General features: G+C 67.2%; 24 protein-coding genes and 2 riboswitches. Of the genes, 20 read left to right on the top strand and 4 right to left on the bottom strand.

Annotation, left to right across the window (positions count from 1 at the left end):
• The first annotated feature begins 158 nt into the window (after positions 1–158).
• The 13 genes from FB560_RS11990 (at position 159) to FB560_RS11930 (ending at position 16,491) form a co-directional block, all read left to right on the top strand.
• Positions 159–1,850 carry an ABC transporter substrate-binding protein gene (locus FB560_RS11990; RefSeq protein ID WP_141872576.1) on the top strand — a complete coding sequence of 564 codons (1,692 nt, stop codon included), beginning with the start codon at positions 159–161 and terminating at the stop codon, positions 1,848–1,850.
• 40 nt (positions 1,851–1,890) lie between these two features.
• Entirely contained in the window at positions 1,891–2,886 is a 996-nt protein-coding gene (locus tag FB560_RS11985) for an ABC transporter permease (protein ID WP_141872575.1), read from the top strand.
• On the top strand, positions 2,879–3,865 hold the full coding sequence (locus tag FB560_RS11980; protein ID WP_141872574.1) for an ABC transporter permease: 987 nt from the start codon (positions 2,879–2,881) through the stop codon (positions 3,863–3,865). The genes FB560_RS11985 and FB560_RS11980 overlap by 8 nt, the downstream gene beginning before the upstream one ends.
• Positions 3,862–4,719, top strand: a complete 858-nt coding sequence (locus FB560_RS11975) for an ABC transporter ATP-binding protein (RefSeq protein WP_141872573.1) — start codon at positions 3,862–3,864, stop codon at positions 4,717–4,719. The genes FB560_RS11980 and FB560_RS11975 overlap by 4 nt, the downstream gene beginning before the upstream one ends.
• Complete coding sequence (locus FB560_RS11970) at positions 4,716–5,573, top strand: ABC transporter ATP-binding protein (protein ID WP_141872572.1); 858 nt, start codon at positions 4,716–4,718, stop codon at positions 5,571–5,573. The genes FB560_RS11975 and FB560_RS11970 overlap by 4 nt, the downstream gene beginning before the upstream one ends.
• Positions 5,574–5,714: 141 nt before the next feature.
• A riboswitch (glycine riboswitch) is annotated at positions 5,715–5,810 on the top strand.
• A 1-nt stretch (position 5,811) separates the two neighbouring features.
• Positions 5,812–5,909, top strand: a riboswitch (glycine riboswitch).
• Positions 5,910–5,963: 54 nt separating this feature from the next.
• Positions 5,964–7,148 (top strand): glycine cleavage system aminomethyltransferase GcvT, encoded by a 1,185-nt coding sequence (locus FB560_RS11965; protein ID WP_141872571.1) that lies wholly within the window; start codon positions 5,964–5,966, stop codon positions 7,146–7,148.
• Positions 7,145–7,522, top strand: a complete 378-nt coding sequence (gene gcvH, locus FB560_RS11960; RefSeq protein WP_141872570.1) for a glycine cleavage system protein GcvH — start codon at positions 7,145–7,147, stop codon at positions 7,520–7,522. The genes FB560_RS11965 and gcvH overlap by 4 nt, the downstream gene beginning before the upstream one ends.
• A gap of 61 nt (positions 7,523–7,583) precedes the next feature.
• Positions 7,584–10,412, top strand: a complete 2,829-nt coding sequence (gcvP, locus tag FB560_RS11955) for an aminomethyl-transferring glycine dehydrogenase (protein WP_229673211.1) — start codon at positions 7,584–7,586, stop codon at positions 10,410–10,412.
• Between the two features lie 222 nt (positions 10,413–10,634).
• On the top strand, positions 10,635–12,281 hold the full coding sequence (locus FB560_RS11950; protein ID WP_188895121.1) for a peptide ABC transporter substrate-binding protein: 1,647 nt from the start codon (positions 10,635–10,637) through the stop codon (positions 12,279–12,281).
• A gap of 95 nt (positions 12,282–12,376) precedes the next feature.
• On the top strand, positions 12,377–13,306 hold the full coding sequence (locus tag FB560_RS11945; protein WP_141872567.1) for an ABC transporter permease: 930 nt from the start codon (positions 12,377–12,379) through the stop codon (positions 13,304–13,306).
• On the top strand, positions 13,296–14,249 hold the full coding sequence (locus tag FB560_RS11940; protein WP_141872566.1) for an ABC transporter permease: 954 nt from the start codon (positions 13,296–13,298) through the stop codon (positions 14,247–14,249). Before FB560_RS11945 ends, FB560_RS11940 begins: the two co-directional genes overlap by 11 nt.
• A complete protein-coding gene (locus FB560_RS11935; RefSeq protein ID WP_141872565.1) occupies positions 14,246–15,928 on the top strand; it encodes a dipeptide ABC transporter ATP-binding protein in 1,683 nt (560 codons plus the stop codon). The genes FB560_RS11940 and FB560_RS11935 overlap by 4 nt, the downstream gene beginning before the upstream one ends.
• Entirely contained in the window at positions 15,925–16,491 is a 567-nt protein-coding gene (locus FB560_RS11930) for a PH domain-containing protein (RefSeq protein WP_141872564.1), read from the top strand. Before FB560_RS11935 ends, FB560_RS11930 begins: the two co-directional genes overlap by 4 nt.
• 61 nt (positions 16,492–16,552) lie before the next feature.
• Here the strand turns inward: FB560_RS11930 and FB560_RS11925 are convergent, their stop codons facing one another.
• From FB560_RS11925 to FB560_RS11915, 3 genes are all read right to left on the bottom strand, one after another.
• Positions 16,553–16,771: a hypothetical protein gene (locus tag FB560_RS11925; RefSeq protein ID WP_141872563.1), complete on the bottom strand. Its 219-nt coding sequence runs from the start codon at positions 16,769–16,771 to the stop codon at positions 16,553–16,555.
• Positions 16,772–16,866: 95 nt separating this feature from the next.
• Positions 16,867–17,067, bottom strand: a complete 201-nt coding sequence (locus FB560_RS11920) for a hypothetical protein (protein WP_141872562.1) — start codon at positions 17,065–17,067, stop codon at positions 16,867–16,869.
• 89 nt (positions 17,068–17,156) lie between these two features.
• On the bottom strand, positions 17,157–17,954 hold the full coding sequence (locus FB560_RS11915) for a CPBP family intramembrane glutamic endopeptidase (protein WP_141872561.1): 798 nt from the start codon (positions 17,952–17,954) through the stop codon (positions 17,157–17,159).
• A gap of 101 nt (positions 17,955–18,055) precedes the next feature.
• Between FB560_RS11915 and typA the strand changes: the two genes are divergently transcribed.
• Positions 18,056–19,969, top strand: a complete 1,914-nt coding sequence (gene typA / locus FB560_RS11910; protein ID WP_141872560.1) for a translational GTPase TypA — start codon at positions 18,056–18,058, stop codon at positions 19,967–19,969.
• 143 nt (positions 19,970–20,112) lie between these two features.
• Positions 20,113–21,078 carry an aggregation-promoting factor C-terminal-like domain-containing protein gene (locus FB560_RS11905; protein ID WP_229673101.1) on the top strand — a complete coding sequence of 322 codons (966 nt, stop codon included), beginning with the start codon at positions 20,113–20,115 and terminating at the stop codon, positions 21,076–21,078.
• 59 nt (positions 21,079–21,137) lie between these two features.
• Here FB560_RS11905 and FB560_RS11900 read toward each other — a convergent pair whose 3' ends face one another.
• On the bottom strand, positions 21,138–21,686 hold the full coding sequence (locus FB560_RS11900; protein WP_141872559.1) for a helix-turn-helix domain-containing protein: 549 nt from the start codon (positions 21,684–21,686) through the stop codon (positions 21,138–21,140).
• 101 nt (positions 21,687–21,787) lie between these two features.
• Between FB560_RS11900 and FB560_RS11895 the strand changes: the two genes are divergently transcribed.
• Genes FB560_RS11895 through dapC form a run of 5 tightly spaced genes read left to right on the top strand, consistent with a single transcriptional unit; the run spans position 21,788 to position 24,784 of the window.
• Entirely contained in the window at positions 21,788–22,504 is a 717-nt protein-coding gene (locus FB560_RS11895) for an AzlC family ABC transporter permease (protein ID WP_141872558.1), read from the top strand.
• Positions 22,501–22,815 (top strand): AzlD domain-containing protein, encoded by a 315-nt coding sequence (locus FB560_RS11890; RefSeq protein ID WP_141872557.1) that lies wholly within the window; start codon positions 22,501–22,503, stop codon positions 22,813–22,815. Before FB560_RS11895 ends, FB560_RS11890 begins: the two co-directional genes overlap by 4 nt.
• A gap of 49 nt (positions 22,816–22,864) precedes the next feature.
• A complete protein-coding gene (locus FB560_RS11885; protein ID WP_229673103.1) occupies positions 22,865–23,335 on the top strand; it encodes a histidinol dehydrogenase in 471 nt (156 codons plus the stop codon).
• A gap of 9 nt (positions 23,336–23,344) precedes the next feature.
• Entirely contained in the window at positions 23,345–23,665 is a 321-nt protein-coding gene (fdxA, locus tag FB560_RS11880; protein ID WP_141872556.1) for a ferredoxin, read from the top strand.
• A gap of 9 nt (positions 23,666–23,674) precedes the next feature.
• Positions 23,675–24,784, top strand: a complete 1,110-nt coding sequence (dapC, locus tag FB560_RS11875; RefSeq protein WP_141872555.1) for a succinyldiaminopimelate transaminase — start codon at positions 23,675–23,677, stop codon at positions 24,782–24,784.
• Positions 24,785–24,832 lie beyond the last annotated feature (48 nt).

Below are 24,832 nucleotides of genomic sequence, written 5' to 3'. Positions count from 1 at the left end.
TTCCCCCGTTGAGGTTTTGTTAGGTTACTGTCCTAACAAACCCCTTCACAGCGTCCCGACAGGCGCACACCGGAGGGGCACCCGGTCACCGCCCCTGGAGACCGGCCTCCTTCGGGAGATATCCCTCCTGCAGTGCAGCACCGAGAGGAAACACAAGAATGATGCGTAACGGCAAGCGCAAGATCGCGCTCACCGCAGTCGCGGGGGCCTCCGTCCTCGCACTGGGGCTCACCGCCTGCGGCACCGGCGGAAGTGGTGACAACGGGGATGCGAGCGGAGATCGCGCCCTTCGTGTCTGGGCGGGTAGCCAGACTCCCATCACCGCGAACTACAACCCGTTCGCGCCGACCGTGCTCCACGGCGCGCTCGGCCCGATCTTCGAGCCGCTGTTCTTCTTCAACAAGACGGCGGACTCCGAGCCCGTCGGCCTGATCGGCGACACCTACGAGTACAACGAAGACGGCACCGTGATCACCATCACGATCAAGCCGGACCTCAAGTGGAGCGACGGAGAGCCGCTCACCGCCAAGGATGTCGCGTTCTCGTTCAACTACGAGGGCAACAACCCCGAAGGCAACGGCCTGACCTCCGCCGAGGCCACCGACGACACGACCGTGGTGCTGACCTACAGCAGCCCGCAGTTCACGACGACATTCGCGCGACTCGGCTCGACCTACATCCTCCCGGAGCACGTCTGGGCGGACGTCACCGACTTCGCGAACTTCGCGAACGAGGAGCCCGTCGGCTCGGGGCCGTACGTGGTCGACAAGACCACGAGCGAGTCCTACACGCTGGTCGCCAATGAGAACTTCCGCGACGCCGACAAGCTGGGTGTCAAGAAGGTCCAGTACATCGCGGTCGACAACAACCAGACCGCACAGGATCTGCTGGCCGCAGGCAAGCTCGACTGGACGGGCATGTTCATCCCGAACCCGGACGACGTGACCTCCAACGGCGCGATCGACTGGATCAACACGCCCCAGGACCCCACGGTCCTCTACACCTGTTCGAACGCCGACCTCGGCTGCACCGGTCCGCAGACCGACGTCGCCGTGCGCCAGGCACTCAACGTCGCGATCGACCGCGGCACGATCAAGGAGAAGGCGTTCGTCGGTCTGACCGGTGACATCTCTCCGACGTTCGCTCTGCTGCCCCGTGACGAGAAGTGGGTCGCGGACAAGGCGAACGAGGTCAGCCCGCAGGAGGCGAACGCCGCGGAGGCCGGGAAGATCCTCGAGGCCGCCGGCTACACGAAGGACGGCGACTTCTACGCGAAGGACGGCGTTCCGCTCGATCTCAACCTCATCTCGGTCGACGGATGGACCGACTACAACGACGCCGCGAAGCTGATCGCCGAGCAGGCGGCCGCAGCCGGTATCAAGGTCAACGCCTCGACGGTCCAGTGGCAGGAGTTCTCCGACGCACGCCAGGGCGGCGAGTTCCAGCTCATCGTCGGCGGTGTCGTCGGCACCTCCGTCGCCGACCCCTTCCAGATCTACCGCGACTGGTTCGGCGGCACGACCGTGGAGTCGACGAGCCCGGTCGGCGAGGAGATCCCCGCAGGTCGCTGGAACTTCAGCCGCTACAACAACCCCACGGTGGACGCAGCCATCCAGGCGGCCGTCAGCACCGACGACGAGGCGGAGAAGAAGGAGCTCTACGGCACGATCCAGACCGAGATCGTCCGTGACCTTCCCTACATCCCGCTGGTGATCAACGCGACGCAGACCTTCTACAACACGAAGGACTTCACCGGGTGGCCGACCGAGGACAACCTCTACGCCTTCCCGCCGTCGTGGGGCGCGATCGCGGCAGGGTACATCCTGACGCAGCTGCAGCCGGCCAAGTAGTCCGACAGCAGTCGGGGAAGCAGGAAGTCTAGGAACGTACATGAAGTTCTATGCACGACGAATCGGGTTCTACGCGTTCACGCTCTGGGCCGCGATCTCCATCAACTTCCTGCTTCCCCGGCTCATGCCGGGGAACCCGGCGGACATCATGATCGCCAAGATGCAGCGAGCGGGCGGTGAGGTCTCCGAGACCACGATCCGCAACATCAAGCTCCTGCTCGGCGGCGACGACTCCTCCGTCTGGGAGCAGTACCTGGCCTATTGGGGGCGGATGTTCCAGGGCGACCTGGGCGTCTCGGTGACGAAGTTCCCCACCCCGGTCGCGGACCTGATCGGTCAGGCGTTGCCCTGGACGCTGATCCTGGTCGGCACCGCCACCGTCATCTCCTTCATCCTCGGCGTCGTGCTCGGCGCCTGGGCGGGCTGGAAGCGGGGCACCTGGGTCGACCACGTGATCCCGGCCACCACGGTCCTGCAGTCGATTCCCTACTTCTGGATGGCGCTGCTCCTGGTCGCGATCTTCGCGGTCGGGCTGGGCTGGTTCCCGATCTTCGGCGGATACGACGTCTTCGACTTCCCGGACGGCCCCGAGCCGACCTGGGCCTTCTTCACCAATGCGGTGTCGCACGCGATCCTCCCGGCGTTCACCATCGTGATCAGCTCGGTCGGAGGCTGGCTCTTCGGCATGCGCAACATGATGGTCTCGACCCTCGCCGAGGACTACGTCCTCACGGCAGAGGCGAAGGGCCTGCGCCCGCGTCGCATCCTCACCACGTACGCCGCGCGCAACGCCGCGATCCCGTCGATCGCCGGCTTCTCGATCACACTCGGGTTCGTCGTGGCCGGCTCCATCGTGATGGAGCAGGTCTTCACCTACCCCGGCATCGGCAAGCTGATGTTCCAGGCCGTCACCAACAACGACTACGCCCTGATGCAGGGGCTGTTCCTCGTCATCACGATCACGGTGCTCGCCGCCAACTTCATCATGGATCTCGTCTACGGATTCATCGACCCGAGGGCTCGCCAGAATGTCTGACACCGAGAACACGACCTCGACTCTGATCGTCAAGGATCAGCCGACCACGTCTCCCGCGAGCACGATAACGCTCGCGACGCAGAAGAAGCGCAAGGGGCGCGGGCTGCTCCCGAGCCGCTCGCCCAAGTTCATCGTCGGTGCGATCCTCGTGCTCGCGATCGTGCTGTTCGCGATCATCGCGCCGATCTTCTCGCAGAACCCGCGCAGCACCGACAACCCGGCTCTGCAGCCGCCGTCGGCCGAGCACTGGCTCGGCACCACCAAGCTCGGCAACGACATGTTCGCCCAGCTCGCGATCGGTGCGCAGGGCTCGCTCCTGGTGGGCCTGGTGGCCGGCGGCATCGCGATCGTCCTGTCGCTGGTCTTCGGTGTCCTGGCCGGTTACCTCGGCGGATGGCGCGAAGACGGGCTCGCGCTCATCACCAACGTGATGATCGTGATCCCCGGCCTTCCTCTCGTCATGGTGATCGCCTCCTTCGTACCGCAGCGCAGCTGGCAGCTCGTCGCCTTCGTTCTCGGCATCACCTCGTGGGCCGGCGCCGCCTATGTGCTGCGGCTGCAGACCCGCTCGTTGCGCACGCGCGACTACGTGTACGCCGCGAAAGTCGCCGGCGAGCGTTCCTTCCGGGTCATCCTGGTCGAGATCATGCCGAACCTGCTGCCGCTGCTGACCGCGCAGTTCCTGTTCGCGATCATCTTCGCGATCCTCGGAGAGGCGGGCCTGTCGTACCTCGGCCTCGGACCGAACTCCTCCATCACGTGGGGCACGATCCTCAACGACGCGCAGTCGGGCCAGGCGCTCGGCCGCGGCGCCTGGTGGTGGTTCGTGCCACCCGGCGTCATGATCGCGATCCTCGGCGCCGGTCTGGCGCTGATCAACTTCGCGATCGACGAGGTCATCAACCCGAAACTCCGCAATGCCCCTGACGCCGCCCGTCGCGTGCGCAAGGCTGCCAAGACGAAGGGAGTCACGGCATGAGCGCGCCCGTTCTCACCGCACGGAACGTCTCGATCGAGTATGAGGTCGACCCGCCCGTGAAGGCGGTGCGGGATGTGTCCCTGACGCTGAATCGAGGCGAGATCCTCGGGCTCGCCGGCGAATCGGGCTGTGGGAAGACCACGCTCGCGTATGGGATGAATCGGTTGTTGAAGGCGCCGGCGTTGATGACCGGCGGCGAGATCGTGTTCCACGACCGCGCAGGTCAGGACATCGACATCGTGGGTTTGGATGGGGAGGGTTTGCGGGCGTTCCGGTGGGACAAGATCTCGATGGTTTTCCAGGGCGCGATGAACTCGCTCAATCCCGTGATCAGTGTGCGGGCGCAGATCTTCGACATCTTCGACACGCATCGCCCCGGGATGAGCAAGAAGGCGAAGACGGTGCGGGCGGAGGAGTTGCTCACGTTGGTGGGGGTGGATCCGGCCCGGTTGACGAGTTTCCCGCATGAGTTGTCGGGGGGGATGCGTCAGCGGATGATGATCGCGATGGCGTTGGCGTTGGATCCGCAGGTGATGATCATGGATGAGCCGACGACGGCGTTGGATGTGGTGGTGCAGCGGGGCATCATCCGGGAGATCATGCGGTTGCGGGAGCGGTTGGGGTTCGCGGTGATCTTCATCACGCATGATCTGCCGATGTTGATCGAGATCAGTGATCGGATCGCGGTGATGTTGCAGGGGCAGATCGTGGAGGAGGGCACGGCGGAGGAGATTTACCGGTCGCCGCAGCATGAGTACACGAAGAAGTTGTTGTCGAGTTTCCCGTCGCTCGCGGGGGAGCGGGGCGATTTCGTGCGCACCGGGAATCAGCCCAGTCAGGAGCAGGTCCGATGACCACCACACACACGCCCGTCGGGGTTCCCACGTTGGAGGCGCGGAATCTGGTGAAGGACTTCCACCTGCGTTCGGGGTTCAAGACGACGACTCTGCATGCGGTGAAGGATGTGTCGTTCACGATCGCTGCGGGGAAGACGGTGGCGTTGGTGGGGGAGTCGGGGTCGGGGAAGTCGACGATCGCGCGGATGTTGATGAAGTTGGAGACCCCGACCCGTGGGGAGATCCTGTTGGATGGGAAGCCGTCGGGCACCCGGGGTAACGCGTTGGCGCGGTATCGGTCGGATGTGCAGATGGTGTTCCAGGACCCGTTCGCGTCGTTGAACCCGTTCCACACGATCGCCCATCATCTCGAGCGCCCGTTGCGGTTGCATCACCCCGAACTGTCGGGGGTCCAGGTGCGGGAGCGGGCGTTGGAGTTGCTGGATCGTGTCAAGCTCACACCGGCGGCGGGGTTCGCGGATCGGCGCCCGCATGAGCTCTCGGGTGGGCAGCGGCAGCGTGTCGCGATCGCGCGAGCACTGGCGCCGGGGGCCCGGTTCATCGTCGCGGACGAGCCGGTATCGATGTTGGACGTATCGATCCGGTTGGGGGTGTTGAACCTGCTCGCGGACCTGCAACGCGAGGAGAACTTGGGCGTGCTCTACATCACCCACGACCTCGCGACCGCCCGCCATTTCTCCGACGAGATCATGGTGTTGTTCCACGGTGATGTCGTCGAACGCGGTCCCGCGGACGAGGTCATCCTGAACCCGCGACACGAGTACACCAAGACCCTCCTCGGCGCCGCACCGGAGCCCGACAACCTCGGACGCCTCCGCGACGAAGTCCGTGCGGAGCTCGCCGGGCTCTGAGCATGCGCTTCTGCACGCTCTGCTCTGTTCGCGGTCTCGTGCCGCCCGCTCACTCCGCGGGCGGTACGGACGCGCCAGGAGTGCGCTCTCATCCGGACGAGGCATCCGGCTAGACTGAACCCACAACTGAAGACAGGCCGAATGACCCACGCGGGAGAGCCCTGGCGAACGCAGCCGGGCACCGAAGGAGCAAGCCTCCCCGCCAATCTCTCAGGTAACGCGTACCGCGCGGTTCCGGCCACTCTGAAAAGCGATTCCGATGCTCTCGGGGTCCGCCGACGGTGAAAGCCCTGCTCCGTGCACAGGTGAAGCTCTCAGGCCTATGACAGAGGGGGAGTTCCTCGGATCGGCGATGCCGCCGTTCCGCCCGTCCACATCCGGGAGAACTCCATGTCCGATCCCCGTTACACCCCGCTCCGCGAGCGCCATGAGGCACTCGGTGCCTCGTTCACCGACTTCGGCGGCTGGCAGATGCCGGTGCGCTACACCTCCGACCTCGCCGAGCACCACGCGGTGCGCCAGTCTGCCGGTCTCTTCGACATCTCGCACATGGCCGAGTTCCTGGTCACGGGCGAGTACGCCGCGGACTTCCTCGACTTCGCGCTCGCGGGACGCATCTCCTCGATGCCGGTCGGGAAGGCGAAGTACTCGCTGTTGCTCGCAGACGACGGCGGGATCATCGACGACGTCATCGCGTACCGGCTCGCCGAGGACCGCTACCTGGTGATCGCCAATGCCGGCAACCGCGGTTTCGTCGACTCCGCCTTCGCCGCGCGCGTGCGGGACTTCCCTTCGATCCCCGAGCGCGCGCTTCCCACCCGCACGGACGGCGAGGAGCGCAGCTTCGCGGGATTCCTCGGCGATCGCGGCGTCGACGTCGAAGACGTGTCGGACTCCTACGCGCTGCTCGCCGTGCAGGGGCCCGCCGCGGCGGCCATCGTCGCCGCGACGGCGGGGATCACCGATCTCGGTACGCCGTGGGCGGAGCAGAAGTACTACTCCTGGGCCGATGCTTCGTTCCTCGGCGAGCCGCTGCTGATCGCCCGCACCGGCTACACCGGTGAAGACGGGTTCGAGCTCCTCGTCCGCGCGGAAGACGCCGGCGCCCTGTGGGATGCCGTGTCTGCCGCAGGGGAGGGCCACGGCCTCGTCCCCGCCGGACTCGCCGCGCGCGACACGCTCCGCCTCGAGGCGGGCATGCCCTTGTACGGCCACGAGCTCAGCCGGGAGACGAAGCCCTCACAGGCCGGTCTCGGCCGCGTGGTCGCCGCCGACAAGGAGCGCTTCGTCGGCAAGGACGCCACCCCCGCCGCTGCCGATGCACCGGTACTCGTCGGCCTCGTCGCCGACGGCAAGCGCGCCGGTCGTGCCGGCTACGCGGTCGTCGCGGAAGACGGCACCGTGCTGGGTGAGATCACCAGCGGCGCCCTCAGCCCCACCCTCGGCCACCCGATCGCGATGGCCTACGTGACTCCTTCTTCCGCGGAAGAGGGAACCGCAGTATTCCTGGATGTGCGGGGGACGAAGATCCCCGCGACCGTGACCGCCCTGCCTTTCTACCGGAGGACCAAATGACCGACCTCACCGCACTGCGCTACACCGAAGAGCACGAATGGATCGCCGCTGACGGCGACACGATCACGATCGGGATCACCGACTACGCCGCCGAGAAGCTGGGTGACGTCGTGTTCGTCGAGCTGCCTGCCGTCGGCACCGAGCTCACCGCCGGCTCCGTCGTCGGAGAGATCGAGTCGACCAAGTCGGTGGGCGAGCTGTACGCGCCCGTCGCCGGAACCGTCGTCGAGATCAACGACGCGGTCGTCGACGACCCCTCGCTCGTGAACGCCGAACCCTTCGCCGGCGGATGGCTGATCAAGGTCTCCGTCGCGGCCGGTGCGCTCGATGGGCTGCTCGATCGCGACGCGTACGTCGCACTCACGGAGGGCTGATCCTCCAGTGGTCTCTTTCGCCGATCGTCACATCGGACCCACCGATGCCGCCCAGCGCACGATGCTGGACGCGCTCGGGGTCACCTCACCGCTCGAGGACGGGAGCCCGGTCGACGCGCTGATGCGCCAGGCCGTGCCGTCCTCGATCTTCACCGATGCCGGGGCGTCCGTGATCCCCCGTGCCGCCAGCGAGACAGAGGCGCTCGCCGAGCTCCGCACGCTCGCCTCGCGCAACGCGGTGAACCGGCCGATGATCGGCCTCGGGTACTACGGCACGATCACCCCGCAGGTGATCCAGCGCAACGTGCTCGAGAACCCCTCCTGGTACACGGCGTATACGCCCTACCAGCCGGAGATCTCGCAGGGACGTCTGGAAGCGCTCATCAACTTCCAGACCATGGTCTCCGAGCTCACCGGGCTCTCGACGGCGAACGCCTCGATGCTCGACGAGTCGACCGCGGTCGTCGAGGGGATGCTGCTGGCCCGTCGTGCCTCGAAGTCCACGTCGAACGTGTTCGCGGTCGACACCGACGCCCTCCCGCAGACCAAGGCCCTGCTGGCCACCCGCGCCGACGCCGTGGGCATCGAGCTCGTGGCGGTCGACATCGCGGCAGGAGAGGAGCTCCCGGCGGAGCTGTTCGGCGTGTTCGTGCAGTACCCCGGCGCATCCGGCCACGTGTGGAACCCCTCGGCCGTGATCGACGCCGCGCATCTCGCCGGTGGTCTCGCCGTGGTCGCGGCCGACCTCCTCGCGTTGACGCTGATCGCCTCTCCGGGCTCGCTCGGCGCCGATGTCGCGGTCGGCACGACGCAGCGCTTCGGAGTGCCGATGGGCTTCGGCGGTCCGCACGCGGGCTACATGGCGGTGCGCGCCGGTCTCGAGCGGCAGCTGCCCGGACGACTGGTGGGTGTCTCGGTCGACGCCGACGGCAAGCCGGCCTACCGCCTCTCGCTGCAGACGCGCGAACAGCACATCCGCCGCGAGAAGGCGACGTCCAACATCTGCACCGCTCAGGTGCTGCTCGCCGTCATGGCGTCGATGTACGCGGTCTACCACGGGCCGGACGGCCTGCGCGAGATCGCCCGCCAGGTGGCCGACAAGGCGCTCCGGCTCCGCGATTGGCTCGTCGAGGCCGGCGTGGAGGTCGCGCACGACGCGTTCTTCGACACGGTGCAGGTGCGTGTGCCCGGGCGAGCGGCGGAGTACGCCGCGCAGGCGCACGACGGCTACGGCATCCTGCTGAACGTCGCGGATGCCGACACGATCAGCATCGCGGTCGACGAGACCACCACGTTCGGCGAGCTGCACCAGGTCGCCATGGTGTTCGGCGGCCAGCAGCAGCGGGCGTTCGGCTGGTTCGAGAGCGGCTCGCACGGTGCGCTGCCCGAGGCACTGCTGCGTCAGGACGAGTACCTGACCCACCCGGTCTTCCACGCGCACCGCAGCGAGACGGCGATGATGCGCTACCTCAAGAGCCTCGCCGACCGTGACTACGCCCTCGACCGGGGCATGATCCCGCTGGGGTCGTGCACCATGAAGCTCAACGCCGCGACCGAGATGGCCGCGATCACGTGGCCCGAGTTCGCAGGTATCCACCCGTTCGCTCCGGCATCCGATGTGGCGGGCTACCTCGAGCTGATCGATCAGCTCGAGACCTGGCTCGCAGAGGTCACGGGCTACGACGCGGTCTCGCTGCAGCCGAACGCCGGCTCCCAGGGCGAGCTCGCCGGACTGCTCGCGATCCGTGGCTATCACCTCGCGAACGGCGACGCCCAGCGCACCGTGTGCCTCATCCCGTCGTCCGCGCATGGCACGAACGCGGCCTCGGCGGTGCTCGCCGGTATGAAGGTCGTCGTGGTCGCGTGCGACGAGCTCGGCAACGTGGACCTGGATGACCTCCGCGCCAAGATCGCCGCGCACGCCGACTCGCTCTCCGCGCTGATGATCACCTACCCGTCGACGCACGGCGTGTACGAGCAGGACGTCGTGGAGATCACCTCCGCGGTGCACGACGCCGGGGGACAGGTCTACGTCGACGGTGCGAACCTCAACGCGCTGCTGGGGTACGCACGGTTCGGTGACCTCGGGGGCGACGTGTCGCACCTGAACCTGCACAAGACCTTCGCCATCCCGCACGGCGGTGGAGGTCCGGGTGTGGGGCCGGTGGCGGCCAAGGCCCACCTCGCGCCGTTCCTGCCCGCCCACCCGCTCGCCCAGCGCGCGGAGCACGCCGGCGGCTTCGTGTTCGAGGGAGGCGCCGTATCGGCCGCACCCTACGGTTCCGCGGGCATCCTCCCGATCTCCTGGGCCTATGTCCGGATGATGGGCGCCGACGGTCTGCGTCGGGCGACGGCCGCGGCCGTCCTCTCGGCGAACTACATCGCGGTGCGGCTCGGCGAGCACTACCCGGTGCTCTACGCGGGCGAGGACGGACGGGTCGCGCACGAGTGCATCCTCGATCTGCGTCCGCTCAAGGAAGCGACCGGTATCACGGTCGACGACGTCGCGAAGCGACTGATCGACTACGGCTTCCACGCGCCGACCATGTCGTTCCCGGTCGCGGGCACGCTGATGGTCGAGCCGACCGAGTCCGAGGACCTGGCAGAGATCGAGCGGTTCATCGAGGCCATGATCATGATCAAGGCCGAGGCGGACGCGGTGGCTGCGGGCCGATGGCCTGCGGACGACAACCCCCTCGTGCACGCGCCGCACACCGCTGTCTCGTTGATCGCGGGGGAGTGGAACCACGCCTACACGCGCGAGGACGCGGCCTACCCGGTGCACGCCCTCGTCGCCGGGAAGTACTGGCCGCCCGTGCGCCGCATCGATCAGGCCTACGGCGACCGCAACCTCGTCTGCGCATGCCCGCCGATCGAGGCGTTCGCCTGACACGCACCGACCGATCCGAACGGCGTCGTGCCACCCGTGGGGGTGTGCCGGCGCCGTTCTGCGTCGTCGGAGGTGTTTCGTACATGTCACACGTTGATCACCACTCAGTAACGATGGATTAGCCGAGTGCGGCGCGCGGCGAGGCGCGGGTTACGCTCAACTATCCCTGCCTGCGCGATGGCGCGTGGGTGGAAACATGTTCGAGTCCACAGGAGGACAAAAGTGAAGCGCAACAAGATCGCCCTCGCGGGCGTCGCGCTGTTCGCGATCGGCGCCATGGCGCTCGCGGGCTGCGCAAGTGGTTCTGGTGACAACGATTCCGACAAGCCCACCGGCGACGCTTCGGCCGTCATCACCGCGAACGGGTCGGAGCCGGAGAACCCGCTGATCCCGACCAACACCAACGAGGTCGGTGGCGGCAAGATCCTCGACTCGATCTTCGCCGGACTCGCCTACTACGACGGCAAGGGTGCGCTCGTCAACGACATGGCCGAGGAGATCACGGTCGACAGCCCCACTCAGCTGACGATCAAGCTCAAGAAGGACCAGAAGTTCACCGACGGCACCGACGTGCTGGCCGACAACTTCATCAAGGCGTGGAACTACGGCGCGCTCCTCTCGAACAAGCAGCTCAACCAGTCCTGGTTCAGCGACATCGTCGGCTTCAGCGACTCCGCCGACGCCGAGCTCACCGGCCTGAAGAAGGTCGACGACCTCAGCTTCACGATCGAGCTGACCTCTCCCGTGGCGACCGACTTCGCGACCCGCCTCGGATACTCCGCCTACTACCCGCTGCCTGACGTCGCGTTCGACGACATGGCCGCGTTCGGCGAGAACCCGATCGGCAACGGGCCCTACAAGCTCGACGGCGACGGTGCATGGCAGCACGACATCAGCATCGCGCTGGTGAAGAACGACGACTACCAGGGTGGCCGCGAGGTCGTCAACGGTGGTCTGACCGTCACCTTCTACACCTCGCTCGACGCCGCGTACGCCGACCTCCTCTCGGGTGAGCTCGACGTGCTCGACGCGATCCCCGACACGTCGATCGCGACGTTCGAGGACGAGCTCGGCGACCGTGCTGTCAACCAGCCGGCCGCGATCTTCCAGTCGTTCACGATCGGCGAGCAGGTCGCGCACTTCGCCGGCGAAGAGGGCAAGCTGCGTCGTGCGGCACTGTCCATGGCGATCAACCGCGAGGAGATCACCGACAAGATCTTCAACGGCACCCGCACCCCCGCCAGCGACTTCACCTCCCCGGTGATCGACGGCTGGAGCGACGAGCTCGCCGGAGCCGACGTGCTCTCCTACAACCCGGACGAGGCGAAGAAGCTGTGGGCCGAGGCCGACGCCATCTCGCCGTGGTCCGGAACCTTCCAGATCGCCTACAACTCGGACAGCGCTCACCAGGCCTGGGTCGACGCGGTCTCGAACTCCATCAAGAACACCCTCGGCATCGAGGCATCCGGAGCTCCGTTCGTGGACTTCGCCACGCTGCGCGCGACGGTGAACGAGCGCGGTGCCGACGGCAAGCGCACGATCCAGACGGCGAACCGTTCGGGATGGCAGGCCGACTACCCGGGTCTGTACAACTTCCTGTTCCCGCTGTACTCGACCGGTGCATCGTCGAACGACGGTGACTACGCCAACCCCGAGTTCGACGAGCTGCTCGCCAAGGGCGCCTCGGCGAGCGACCAGGCTGACGCGATCAAGGACTACCAGCAGGCTCAGGAGATCCTCCTCGAGGACCTCCCGGCCGTGCCGCTCTGGTACCAGAACGTGTCCGGTGGATTCGGCGAGTCGGTGGACAACGTCACCTTCGGCTGGAACTCCGTGCCGCTCTACTACGAGATCACCAAGACGAAGTAGTCCCCATGGGCGACTGAGCTGCGAGGCGGCGACGGATTCACGTCGTCGCCTCGCAGCTGTGTCCGTGGGAATGTCACCTCCATGAAAGGAGAGGGATGTTCTCGTACATCATCCGACGACTGCTGCAGCTGATCCCCGTGTTCTTCGGGGCCACTCTGCTGATCTACGCACTCGTCTTCCTCATGCCGGGCGACCCCATCGCGGCGTTGTTCGGCGACAAGCCACCTGCACCGGCGCTGCTCGAGGCGATCCGTGCGCAGTACCACCTCGACGAGCCGTTCCTGGTGCAGTACTACTACTACATCCTCGGTGTGTTCCAGGGTGACATGGGCACCACGTTCTCGGGGCAGTCCGTGAACGAGGTGCTCGCACGCACGCTCCCGATCACCGGGCGCCTGGCCATCATGGCCATCGGGATCGAGTTCCTGCTCGCGATCGTCGTCGGAACGTTCTCGGCGCTGCGCAAGGGCAAGCTGTTCGACAACGGGGCACTCGTCGTCTCGCTGATCTTCCTGTCGATGCCGATCTTCGTCGTCGCGTTCCTGGCGCAGTACTTCCTGGCCATCAAGCTCGGGTGGTTCCGCGCCACGGTGGGCGGGCAGAACGACTGGGGCGACCTGTGGCTCCCGGCGATCGTTCTCGGACTGAGCCTGTTCGCCACGAGTATGCGTCTGATGCGTGGATCGGTCCTGGACACACTGAACCAGGACTGGGTGCGCACGGCGTACAGCAAGGGCCTCTCGCGCGGTCGTGTGATCCCTGTGCACGTCCTGCGCAACTCGCTCATCCCGGTCATCACGAACTCGGCGACGAACTTCGGTGTGCTGCTGGTGGGTGCGACGGTGACGGAGTTCATCTTCAACATCCCGGGCGTGGGAAACACCCTGTTCCACGCGACGCTGAAGCACGAGGGCCCCACGATCGTCTCGTTCGTGACGGTGTTCGTGATCATCTACGTTCTCGTCAACCTGTTCGTGGATCTGCTCTACGGACTGCTCGACCCGAGGATTCGCTATGTCAGTTGAAAAGTCAGATCACTACGTCGCTCCGGTGACGCAGGCCGCCATCAAGACCGATGCGGTCGTCGTCTCGGGCAAGCCCGCCAGTCTCTGGCGGGACGGCTGGCATGACCTGCGCCGTCGCCCCATGTTCTGGTTCTCCCTGGTGATCATCGGGATCGTCCTGCTCATGGCCGTCTGGCCCACGTTGTTCACCCAGACTCCGCCGAACAACGGCTGCGAGCTCGCGAACTCGAACGGGGGACCCGCTCCGGGGCATCCGCTCGGGTTCACGTTCCAGGGATGCGACATCTACTCGCGCATCGTGTGGGGCTCCCGCACCTCGCTGAGCGTCGGATTGATCTCGACGATCATCGGTTCGGGCCTCGGACTGGTCATGGGCGCACTCGCCGGCTACTACGGCGGATGGGTCGACGCGGTGCTGTCGCGCATCGGCGACATCTTCTTCTCGATCCCCTACGTGCTCGCCGCCGTGGTCGTCATGACCGTGTACTCGGACTTCCGCAACGTCTTCACCCTCTCGCTCGCCATCGGCGGGTTCGCGTGGGCATCGACCGCGCGCGTCGTCCGTGCCGAGATCCTGCGTGTGCGGCAGGCGGAGTTCGTCACCGCTTCCAGCGCGCTGGGACTCTCGCGTTTCCGCACGCTGCTCTCGCACGTGATCCCGAACGCGATCGCCCCGCTGCTCGTGCTCGCGACGCTCGCCCTCGCCGGTGCGATCGTCGCGGAAGCCACTCTGACCTTCCTCGGTGTGGGTCTGGGCGGCGGACCGGGTGGCGACATCATGTCGTGGGGCAAGGACATCAGCGACGCGCAGACCTCTCTGCGCATCGCACCGATGTCGCTGATCTACCCCTCGATCGCGCTCACCGTCACGGTGCTCGCGTTCATCATGCTGGGCGAGCTCATCCGAGACGCTCTCGACCCGAAGGCGAGGGCACAGCGATGAGCGGTCACGCACAGCGACCCACCGAGCCGATCCTGAGCGTGCGCGACCTTCGGGTCTCGTTCCGCGGACAGGGCGGCGAGCGGGAAGTCCTCCACGGCGTCTCCTTCGATGTCCATGCGGGTGAGACCGTCGCGATCGTGGGGGAGTCGGGTTCCGGCAAGTCCACGACCGCCGCGGCGATCATCAACCTGCTCCCGGGTACCGGGAAGGTCACCGGCGGAAGCGTCACGCTCGAGGGGCGTGAGCTGACGAAGCTCACCCGCCACGAGATCGAGGATGTCCGCGGAAAGGACATCGGCTTCGTTCCGCAGGATCCGATGGCCAGCCTCAATCCGGTCTGGTCGATCGGCTTCCAGGTCAAGGAGGCGGTCCGTGCGAACGGTCTGGCTTCGGGACGTGGCGAGGTGCGCGATCGCGCCGTCGAGGTGTTGAAGCAGGCAGGGCTCGCCGACGCCGACCGGCGTCTGCACCAGTACCCGCACCAGTTCTCGGGTGGTATGCGTCAGCGCGCACTCATCGGCATCGGTCTCGCGGCCGATCCGAAGCTGCTGATCGCGGACGAGCCCACCAGTGCGCTGGACGTGACGGTGCAGCGGGTCATCCTCGATCACATGGCTTCGCTCACGCGGGATCGCGGCACCGCGGTGCTGCTCATCACGCACGACCTCGGCCTCGCAGCCGAGCGTGCGGAGAAGATCATCGTGATGAACGGCGGCGACATCGTCGAGGCCGGTCCCAGTCGCGAGATCCTCGAGAACCCCCAGCATCCGTACACGAAGCGACTGGTCGGCGCTGCGCCGAGCATCGCCTCCCAGCGGATCCAGGCGGTCGTCGAGGACCGCGGCATCAAGAAGGTCGAAGACCTGGCAGACGCCGCGCCCACCGTGCGAGTGGCCGGACTCACGAAGGACTATCGGATTCGCCAGGGGAACTTCCGCAGCGAGGCGTTCCGCGCCGTCGACGACGTGTCGTTCGAGATCCCGCGCGGGAAGACCCTGGCGCTGGTCGGAGAGTCGGGTTCCGGCAAGTCGACCGTCGCCAAGATGCTGCTCAAGCTCGAGGCGCCCACGTCCGGGCTCATCGAGATCGACGGCCAGGACGTCTCGCATCTCTCGGGCGCCCAGGCGTTCGGGCTGCGGCGGCGGATGCAACCGGTGTTCCAGGACCCGTACGGGTCGATGGATCCCATGCGCAACATCGGCAACACGATCGCGGAGCCGCTGAACATCCATCGCATCGGCGACCAGGCGTCCCGGCGCGAGCGGGTGCACGAACTCCTCGATCAGGTGTCGCTGCCGCGTGAGCTGTCGACCAGATATCCGAACGAGCTCTCCGGAGGGCAGCGGCAGCGTGTCGCCATCGCGCGCGCTCTGGCGCTGAAGCCCGACATCGTGATCCTCGATGAGGCTGTGTCGGCGCTCGACGTGCTGGTGCAGGATCAGATCCTCAAGCTGCTCGCCGAGCTGCAGTCGGAACTCGACCTCACCTACCTGTTCATCACGCACGACCTCGCGGTGGTGCGTGTGTCCAGCGACTTCGTCTGTGTGATGGAGCGCGGCAAGCTCGTCGAGCAGGGCACGGTGGACGAGATCTTCGCGAACCCGCAGCAGGAGTACACGGATCGCCTGCTGAAGGCGATTCCGGGGGTTTCGATCCCTCTGGGCGGCACCGGATCGTGACTGCTGTCCCCACCCCGGAGGGCGCACGGACACTCCGTGCGCCCTCCGGGGTCATCACCATGGTCCTGACCGGGGCACTGGCTCTGTTCCTCCTCGTAGACGCCGTGGCCCGAGGCGGCTGGGGGCAGATGCTGCTCCTGGCGCCCTGGGTGCTGCTCGGCCTCTGGATCATCTACGAGCTGAGTTTCGTCTCGCACGTGCGGATGGATGACGGTGGCGTCGTCGTTCAGAACATGCTGCGCCGCACGTCGTTCGGATGGGGCCGCGTGCGCGACGTCGACATGCGCTGGCAGCTGGTGTTCTCTCTCGAGGACGACACCGATGTCACCTGCTTCGGCGGTCCCGCACATGCGCGCCAGCGCCGCAGCCGCATGCGAGAGGAAGACGAGCAGAAGGTGCCGGCCGGCGTCCGCGATCTCACCGAGATCCGTGATCGCTGGCAGGCGGCCGACTCGACGGAGAACGGTGCGATCCGTCGCACCTGGGACGGGCGGGCACTCGTGGCCCTCGTCGTGATCGCCGTCTGGGCGACGATCTCCGTCCTCCTCGTCGCCAACGGCTGAGTCTCGCCGCGGAGAAAGAGCGCGCCGAGCAGCCGGTCGCTACCGACTGCTCGGCGTCGCTTCAGGAGTAGGAGAACCAACTCCCGGGCAGGTTGGGGCGGTGCACGCACGGCCCCACGTTGTACCCCTCCTGCATGAAGATTCGGCGTTCAGCCTGGCAGTATGCCGAATCGGTGAACGGGCCGAACCACGAAGCGGCCTGCGCGGCGGCAGCGCCGCCCATGACCATTCCCGCAGCGAGAGCCAGGCCTGCAGCGGATGCGAGCAGTTTCTTCTTCATTTCATTTCCCCCCGGATATGACCCACATCAGCGTGGGTAGGTCGAGCCTAGGTGGCACGGAGAGGCGAGTCAACGCGCCCCGTGTCGGGATCCGGTCAGTACGTGGCGTAGTACCAGCCGCCGACGCCCTTGCCGCAGGCATTGGCTCGACCACCGCTGCGCACGTATTCGGTTCTGTCGGCATTGCACTGCGCGTTCGACGCATATGGCCCGATGGCAGCACCCGCGGAGGCGGGGGATGCCGGGATGACGAGCACCGCCGCAGCGATCGCGACAACGGCAATGGTGGAGGACATTCGTTTCATGGGATTCGACCCTTCTTCGCGAGCAATTGCTCCACAACCTAGGTTGCGATGCACGGGAAGGCAACGACCGGGACGGCGGTTCAGCCGGGCAGTCCGAACAGCGCGGGCCAGGTGGCCGCGGCCCACGGGTAGCCGACGAAGACGGTCGCGTCGATGAGGAAGTGCGCCACCAGGAACGGGAGGAGTCTGCCGCTGCGTTGGAAGAGCCAGCCGAACAGCAGCCCCATCGCGAGGTTGCCGACGAACGCGCCGGGCCCCTGATACAGGTGGTAGCTCGCGCGCAGCACGGAGGTCGCGATGATGATCGTCCAGGGGCTCCAGCCCAGCTGCTTCAGACGGGCGAACAGGTAGCCGAGCACGACGAACTCCTCCTGCAGGGAGGCGCGGGCGGCGGCGAGCAGCAGGATCGGAACCGTCCACCAGTGCGCATCGAGACCTGCCGGGTTCACCGCCACGAACAGGCCGAGTGCGCGGCCTCCGAGGTAGAGGGCGAGTCCGGGGATGCCGATGGCGAGGACCAGGAGGATCCCGCGGCCGGCATCCCGACCGACGCGCGTCCCGTCCAGCCCCAGCCGACCCAGGTGCGGTCGGGACGTCTGCCACAGCAGGAAGCAGACCAGGATGACCGGCACCAGCGAGAAGCCGATCGACAGGATCTGGTAGATCAGGTCGAAGATCTCCCGGTCGCTGCGCGAAGGATTCAGCGTCGCCGTCTGGTCTGCGAGGGGAGTCTCGTCCGTGAGGCGGTAGGCCAGCTGGACGATCGCGTACACGGCGGATTGGCCGAGGCCGAGCGCCAGCACGATCGCGATCTCCCACCACAGCCGAGCGCGGGAGGGGGCCGTGAGGAAGGCACCGTCAGCCGGGAGTTGGGTCACGATCTCGATGCTACGGCCTCTGTTCAGGAACGGTCCCTGTGCGTGCGCTATCCTGGAACGTCGGTTTCTCGGCACATCCCACCATCTTTTAGGACTCCTGCATGGCGCACGCCCTCCGCTCTGACCTCCGCAACGTCGCTATCGTCGCGCACGTCGACCACGGCAAGACCACGCTCGTCGACGCGATGCTCCGCCAGACCGGCTCGTTCGGCGAGCACGCCCACGTCGACGAGCGCGCGATGGACTCGAACGACCTCGAGCGTGAGAAGGGCATCACGATCCTCGCCAAGAACACGGCGATCACCTACAAGGGCAAGCACGCCGAGGGCAAGGAGATCACGATCAACGTGATCGACACCCCCGGTCACGCCGACTTCGGTGGCGAGGTCGAGCGCGGCCTTTCCATGGTCGACGGCGTCGTGCTGCTGGTCGACGCGAGCGAGGGCCCGCTCCCGCAGACGCGTTTCGTGCTGCGCAAGGCGCTGGAGTCGAAGCTCCCCGTCATCCTCCTGGTCAACAAGACCGACCGCCCCGACGCCCGCATCGCGGAGGTCGAGGAAGAGGCGCACGACCTGCTCCTGGGTCTCGCTTCCGACCTGGTCGACGACGTGCCCGACCTCGACGTCGACGCTCTGCTCGACGTGCCGGTGGTCTACGCCTCCGGCCGTGCCGGCGCTGCATCGCAGAACCGTCCCGCTGACGGCTCGCTGCCCGACAACGACGACCTCGAGCCGCTGTTCGAGGCGATCCTCCAGCACGTTCCCGCGCCGTCCTACGACGACGAGGCACCGCTGCAGGCCTGGGTCACGAACCTCGACTCCAGCCCGTTCCTCGGTCGCCTCGCGCTGCTGCGCGTCTTCAACGGCACGCTGAAGAAGGGCCAGACGGTGGCCTGGGTCCGCGCTGACGGCACCCACCAGAACGCTCGCATCACCGAGCTCCTGAAGACCCGCGCCCTCGAGCGCTACCCCGCCGAGTCCGCCGGCCCCGGCGACATCGTCGCGATCGCCGGCTTCGAGAACATCACGATCGGTGAGACCATCGCCGACCCCGAGGATGTGCGTCCGCTGCCGGCCATCACGGTCGACGACCCCGCCATCTCGATGACGATCGGTACCAACACCTCGCCGCTCATGGGCAAGGTCAAGGGCCACAAGCTCACGGCTCGCATGGTCAAGGATCGTCTCGACAAGGAGCTCATCGGCAACGTGTCGCTCAAGGTCGTCGACATCGGACGTCCCGACGCGTGGGAGGTCCAGGGTCGTGGAGAGCTGGCGCTGGCCATCCTCGTCGAGAACATGCGTCGCGAGGGCTTCGAGCTCACCGTCGGCAAGCCGCAGGTGGTCACGAAGAAGATCGACGGCAAGACCTACGAGCCGTTCGAGCACCTCACGATCGACACCCCCGAGGAGCACCTCGGCGCGATCACGCAGCTGCTCGCGAACCGCAAGGGTCGCATGGAGAACATGACCAACCACGGCACCGGCTGGGTGCGCATGGAGTTCATCGTCCCGTCGCGCGGCCTCATCGGCTTCCGCAGCGAGTTCCTCACCACGACCCGCGGCACCGGCATCGCCAACGCGATCTCGCACGGCTACGAGCCGTGGGCCGGCTCCATCACGACGCGCCAGAACGGCTCGATCGTCGCCGACCGCCAGGGTGTCGTCACCCCGTTCGCGATGATCGCCCTGCAGGAGCGCATGTCGTTCTTCGTGCAGCCCACGCAGGAGGTCTACGAGGGCATGGTCATCGGCGAGAACTCGCGCGCCGATGACATGGACGTGAACATCACCAAGGAGAAGAAGCTCACCAACATGCGTGCAGCCAGCTCCGACACCTTCGAGTCGATGACGCCCCCGCGCCAGTTGACGCTCGAGGAGAGCCTCGAGTTCGCCCGTGACGACGAATGCGTGGAAGTGACCCCCGAGGTCGTCCGCATCCGCAAGGTGAACCTCGACGCGAACACGCGTGCACGTGAGACGGCCCGTATGAAGCGTCAGGACGCCGGCGCCTGACCACAGCTGTCCCGGAGGGGGCCTCATCCCGTCGATTTCGACGCGGAGGAGGCCCTCTTCTCATGAAATGCCCAGGTGAGGGATTGTTTTCGTTCAGGTTGGCCGTGCAGACTCGGTGACTTGCGCCCGGCGAGTCGACTCCCATGAGTCGCCCTGCCCTGCAGGTCCGGGTGGACGACGACCCGAAAGTCGAATCCTTGCTTCACCTTCACAACACCCGTGCGTCTCGGCGCGCCGCCGCGGCCGTCGAGGCCCACTCCGCTGTCCGTGCCCGTCGCCCCATGCTGCTTCTCAGCTCGCTGACCGGCGCCCTGCTGGGCATCACGCTCACGGTCGGGATCGTCTCCGCTCCCGCCGCCGGTGCAGAGAACCCCGCCACGGCCGATCTCGCCGCAGCCGCGGTGGCGACAGGTCCCCAGCCCCTGCGTGAGATCGCGGATGACGCGGCCGAGGCCTACGCCGAGGCCACAGACGCCGTCTCAGCGGCGGAGGCCCTCACGACCGAGGTCGCCGCCTCCGGCCTCGATCTGGGCGACACGGTCGTCTCGATCGACACCTCCGAGCTGCAGACCGACGTGGACGCGCTGGCCGACCGGGCGCTGGTTCCCGCGCTCCTGCTCGAAGATCTGACGTCCGACGCCGTCGCCGACACCTCTTCGGTCGTCGCGCGCACCACGGCCCTGCAGGAGACCTATACGACCGCGAAGGAGCAGAAGGCCGCAGCGGAAGCTGCTGCCGCTGCCGAGAAGGCCGCGGCCGAGAAGGCGGCGGCTGCGGCCGCCGCGCTCGCCTCGGCCAACACCGTCGACGGCGCGAAGGCGACCGCGCGGGAGATGGCGTCCAGCCGTTACGGGTGGGGCGACGACCAGTTCTCCTGCCTGAGCTCGCTGTGGACCAAGGAGTCCGGCTGGAACTATCAGGCCTACAACGCGGACGGCGGTGCCACGGGGATCCCGCAGGCGCTCCCCGGCAGCAAGATGGCCGCCGCCGGCAGCGACTGGCAGACGAACGCCGCCACGCAGATCGCCTGGGGACTCGAGTACATCGCCGGGTCGTACGGTTCCCCCTGCAGCGCGTGGTCGCATTCGCAGGCGATGAACTGGTACTGACCTCCGCGTAGCGACAGAGAAGGCCCGACCCCGGAGTGGGGCCGGGCCTTCTGCGTATGTCAGCGGAGTTCGGAGATGAGCACGGCGCTGGTGCCGGCGACCGTCGCCTCGAAGATATGGGGCACATCGCCGGCGTAGGAGAGGTAGTCACCGGGGTGAAGGAGGATCGGCTGCTCGACCGGGCCGATCCGCGCTTCTCCGGAGATCAGGATGACGTGCTCGGTGGTGCCGGGATGGTGAGGATCGGAGCGTCGGGGGTCTCCCGGCTCCGCCTGGATGAGGTAGAGGTCCCGGCGCGCGCCGGGAGGGCTGGCCGATAGCAGGGAGGCACTGTAGGCGGCCGCCGACGACGGCACTCCGGCGAGATCCTCGGCGCGGATCAACGTGGGCGCGTTCGCCTGCTGATCGACCAGCACCGCGAACGGCACCCCGAGCGCGACGCCGAGCGCCCACAGCGTCTCGACACTGGGATTTCCCGCCCCGCTCTCGAGCTGGGACACCGTCGCCTTGGAGATCCCGGCTCGCCGTGCGAGTTCGGACACCGAGAGGGAAGCGGCTTCGCGCTCGCGACGGATCGTGCGGGCGATTCGGGTGCGGAGATCTTCCATGTGTTCATCATGTCAAACGATCGTTCGCTTGACTATCCGACGGTGTGTGTTCAGAATGATACTCATGTGTTCAGCGAAACGAACGGTCGAGAGGTCGCGTCATGACTCCCGAGCGTGAAGTGTGGCGTGAGGCGCTCGGCGTCGTGCTCGCGACCAGCGCCTACGGCGTCTCGTTCGGTGCGCTCGCCGTCGCATCCGGACTCGACGTGTGGCAGACGTGTGTGCTGAGCCTGCTGATGTTCACCGGCGGCTCGCAGTTCGCGTTCGTGGGTGTGTTCACCGCGGGCGGCGTCGCGGCGCTGCCCTCGGCCATCGCCTCCGCGGTGCTGCTGGGTGTGCGCAACGTGGCCTACGGCATGCGGATGTCGCCCATCGTCGGGGGAGGGGTGGCTCGTCGTGCGGCCGCCGCGCACTTCACGATCGATGAATCCACGGCTGTCGCCATCTCGCAGGGCGATCCGCGACTGCGCCGCGTCGGATTCTGGGTGACGGGCATCGGCATCTTCGTGGGCTGGAACATCACCACGCTGATCGGCGCCCTCGTGGGCGATGTGCTCGGTGATCCGCGGGCCTGGGGATTGGACGCTGCCGCGGCCGCCGCGTTCCTCGCGCTGCTGTGGCCCCGGCTGCAGCAGAGACAGGCGATCGCGGTCGGCATCGCCGCCGCCGTGGTGGCGGCCGCGCTCACGCCGTTCCTGATGCCGGGCGTCCCCGTGCTCATCGCCGCGCTGGTCGCCATCGTGGTCGGATGGTTCAACTGGTTCGGGAGTCGCCCGTCCGTCGGCACCGCAGAGTCTCCGTCGGGAGTGACGCCATGAGCGTCTGGAGCGCCATCCTGCTCGCCGCCCTCGTCTGCCTCGCGCTCAAGGCCGTGGGCTACCTGGTGCCGCCCAAGGTGCTCGAGGCGCCGCGGCCGGCCCGTATCTCCGATCTGCTCACGGTCGCGCTGCTGGCGGCGCTCGTGGCGGTGCAGACCCTCGGCGCCGGGCAGGCGATCGTCGTCGATGCCCGGGTGCCTGCGCTCCTGGTCGCCGCGGGGCTGCTCTGGTTGCGCCAGTCCTTCCTCGTCGTGGTGATCGCGGCGGCCGTGGTCGCCGCCGTCCTCCGGCTGCTCGGGCTCGCAGTCTGACGGGGGAGCGTCCCTCAGCGTCCACAGGCCACGCGGGTAGGATCGACTCGTGCGCGTCAACTGGGTGTCGAGAGTGTTGTCGTGGGTCGCAGCGGCCCTGGTCGGCGGCGTGTACGGCATCGCCGGCACGATCGGCCACAGCCTGACCTGGGGTGTCCTGCCCGTCGGGCTCATCGTCGGCGGAATCGCCTGCGCCGCCATCCTGATCGCCATCCGTGCCCTGACGCATGACCGTGGGGCGGCGCTGGCCGCCGGTCTCGGGATGGTCGGGATGCTGATCCTGATCTCCGGCGTCGGTCCGGGCGGTTCCGTGGTGGTGCAGGATTCCCTCGCCGGCCGCATCTGGACGTATCTGGTCGCGGGGCTCGTGCTGCTCGTCGTCGCCTGGCCCTCTTTCTCCCGACTGCCGGTGCGCACCTCGGCGACGACGGCGGATGCTCCCGTCGCCGACGCGCCTCTCATCACCTCGGTCCCGCACCACGCGGCAGCCTCGCAGGAGAGTGAGCCGCGCGAGTCGTAGACTGGAGGGGTGACGTATGTGATCGCCCTGCCGTGTGTTGATGTGAAGGACCGCGCCTGCATCGACGAGTGCCCCGTGGACTGCATCTACGAGGGTGAGCGTTCTTTGTACATCCACCCGGACGAGTGCGTGGATTGCGGAGCCTGCGAGCCGGTGTGCCCCGTCGAGGCCATCTACTACGAGGACGACCTGCCGGACGAGTGGCAGGACTACTACAAGGCGAACGTGGAGTTCTTCGAGGAGATCGGCTCACCCGGCGGTGCGGCGAAGGTCGGCGTGTACTCGTTCGACCACCCCATCGTCGCGGCACTGCCGCCCCAGGGCGAATAGGTCTCGCCCGTGAGCGTCCGCGACCTCGCCGACTACCCGTGGGACGCCGTGATCCCCTACCGGGAGCGTGCCGCCCAGCACCCGCAGGGTCTGGTGGATCTGTCCATCGGCTCTCCCGTCGATCCGACTCCGGACATCATCCGCCGTGCGCTCGCCGAGGCGACGGATGCGCACGCCTACCCGCAGACCGTCGGCACGCCCGCGGTGCGCGAGGCGATCGTCGACTGGTACGCGCGGCGCAGGGGAGTGCCGGACCTCACGGTCGACAACGTGCTCCCGACGATCGGTTCGAAAGAACTCGTGGCGTTGCTGCCCACGCTTCTCGGCCTGGGTGAGGGTGACATCGTCGTGCATCCGCTCGTCGCCTACCCGACCTACGAGGTGGGTGCGCGCATCGCGGGTGCCACACCGCTCGCCGCGGATGACCCGGCGAGCTGGCCCGAGGGCACGAAGCTCATCTGGATCAACACTCCGGGCAACCCGGACGGACGCACCTGGACGGTCGATGAACTCGCGGCCGCCGTCGTCCGCGCGCGCGAGCTCGGTGCCGTCCTCGCCAGCGACGAGTGCTACGCGGAGCTCGGCTGGGATGGCCCCTGGGCCACCGAGGCGATCCCCTCGATCCTCGACCCACGTGTCACCGGAGGCAGGCGTTCGAACCTGCTGAGCGTCTACTCGCTGAGCAAGCAGTCGAATCTCGCGGGCTATCGGGCGGCATTCGTCGCCGGATGCGCCCGGATCGTGGGCGAGCTGCTCACGGCCCGCAAGCATCTGGGGCTGATGCCCCCGGCACCGATCCAACACGCGATGGCCGTCGCGCTCGGCGATGATGAACATGTCGCCGCGCAGAAGGAGCTGTACCGGATCCGGCGCGACACCCTGCGCCCCGCGCTCGAAGCTGCCGGGTTCCGCATCGACGGCTCCGAGGCGGGACTCTACCTATGGGCGACCGAAGGGCGCGACGCGTGGGAATCGATGGCGCGGCTCGCGGAGCTCGGCATCCTCGCCGGTCCCGGGCCGTTCTACGGCGCGCACTCCATCCAGCATGTGCGTCTGGCTCTGACGGCGCCCACCGAACGCATCGCAGAAGGCGCGCGTCGGCTGCACGCCGGGCTGTAGGTTCCCTCCTGCCATCCGCGCTCCCTTTGGCGGATGTCACAGTAGGCG

The sequence above is a fragment of the Microbacterium saperdae genome, assembly GCF_006716345.1.
Taxonomy (GTDB): domain Bacteria; phylum Actinomycetota; class Actinomycetes; order Actinomycetales; family Microbacteriaceae; genus Microbacterium; species Microbacterium saperdae.
Note: the sequence above shows the minus strand (reverse complement) of the source record. Positions and strands in the feature narration are given on the sequence as shown.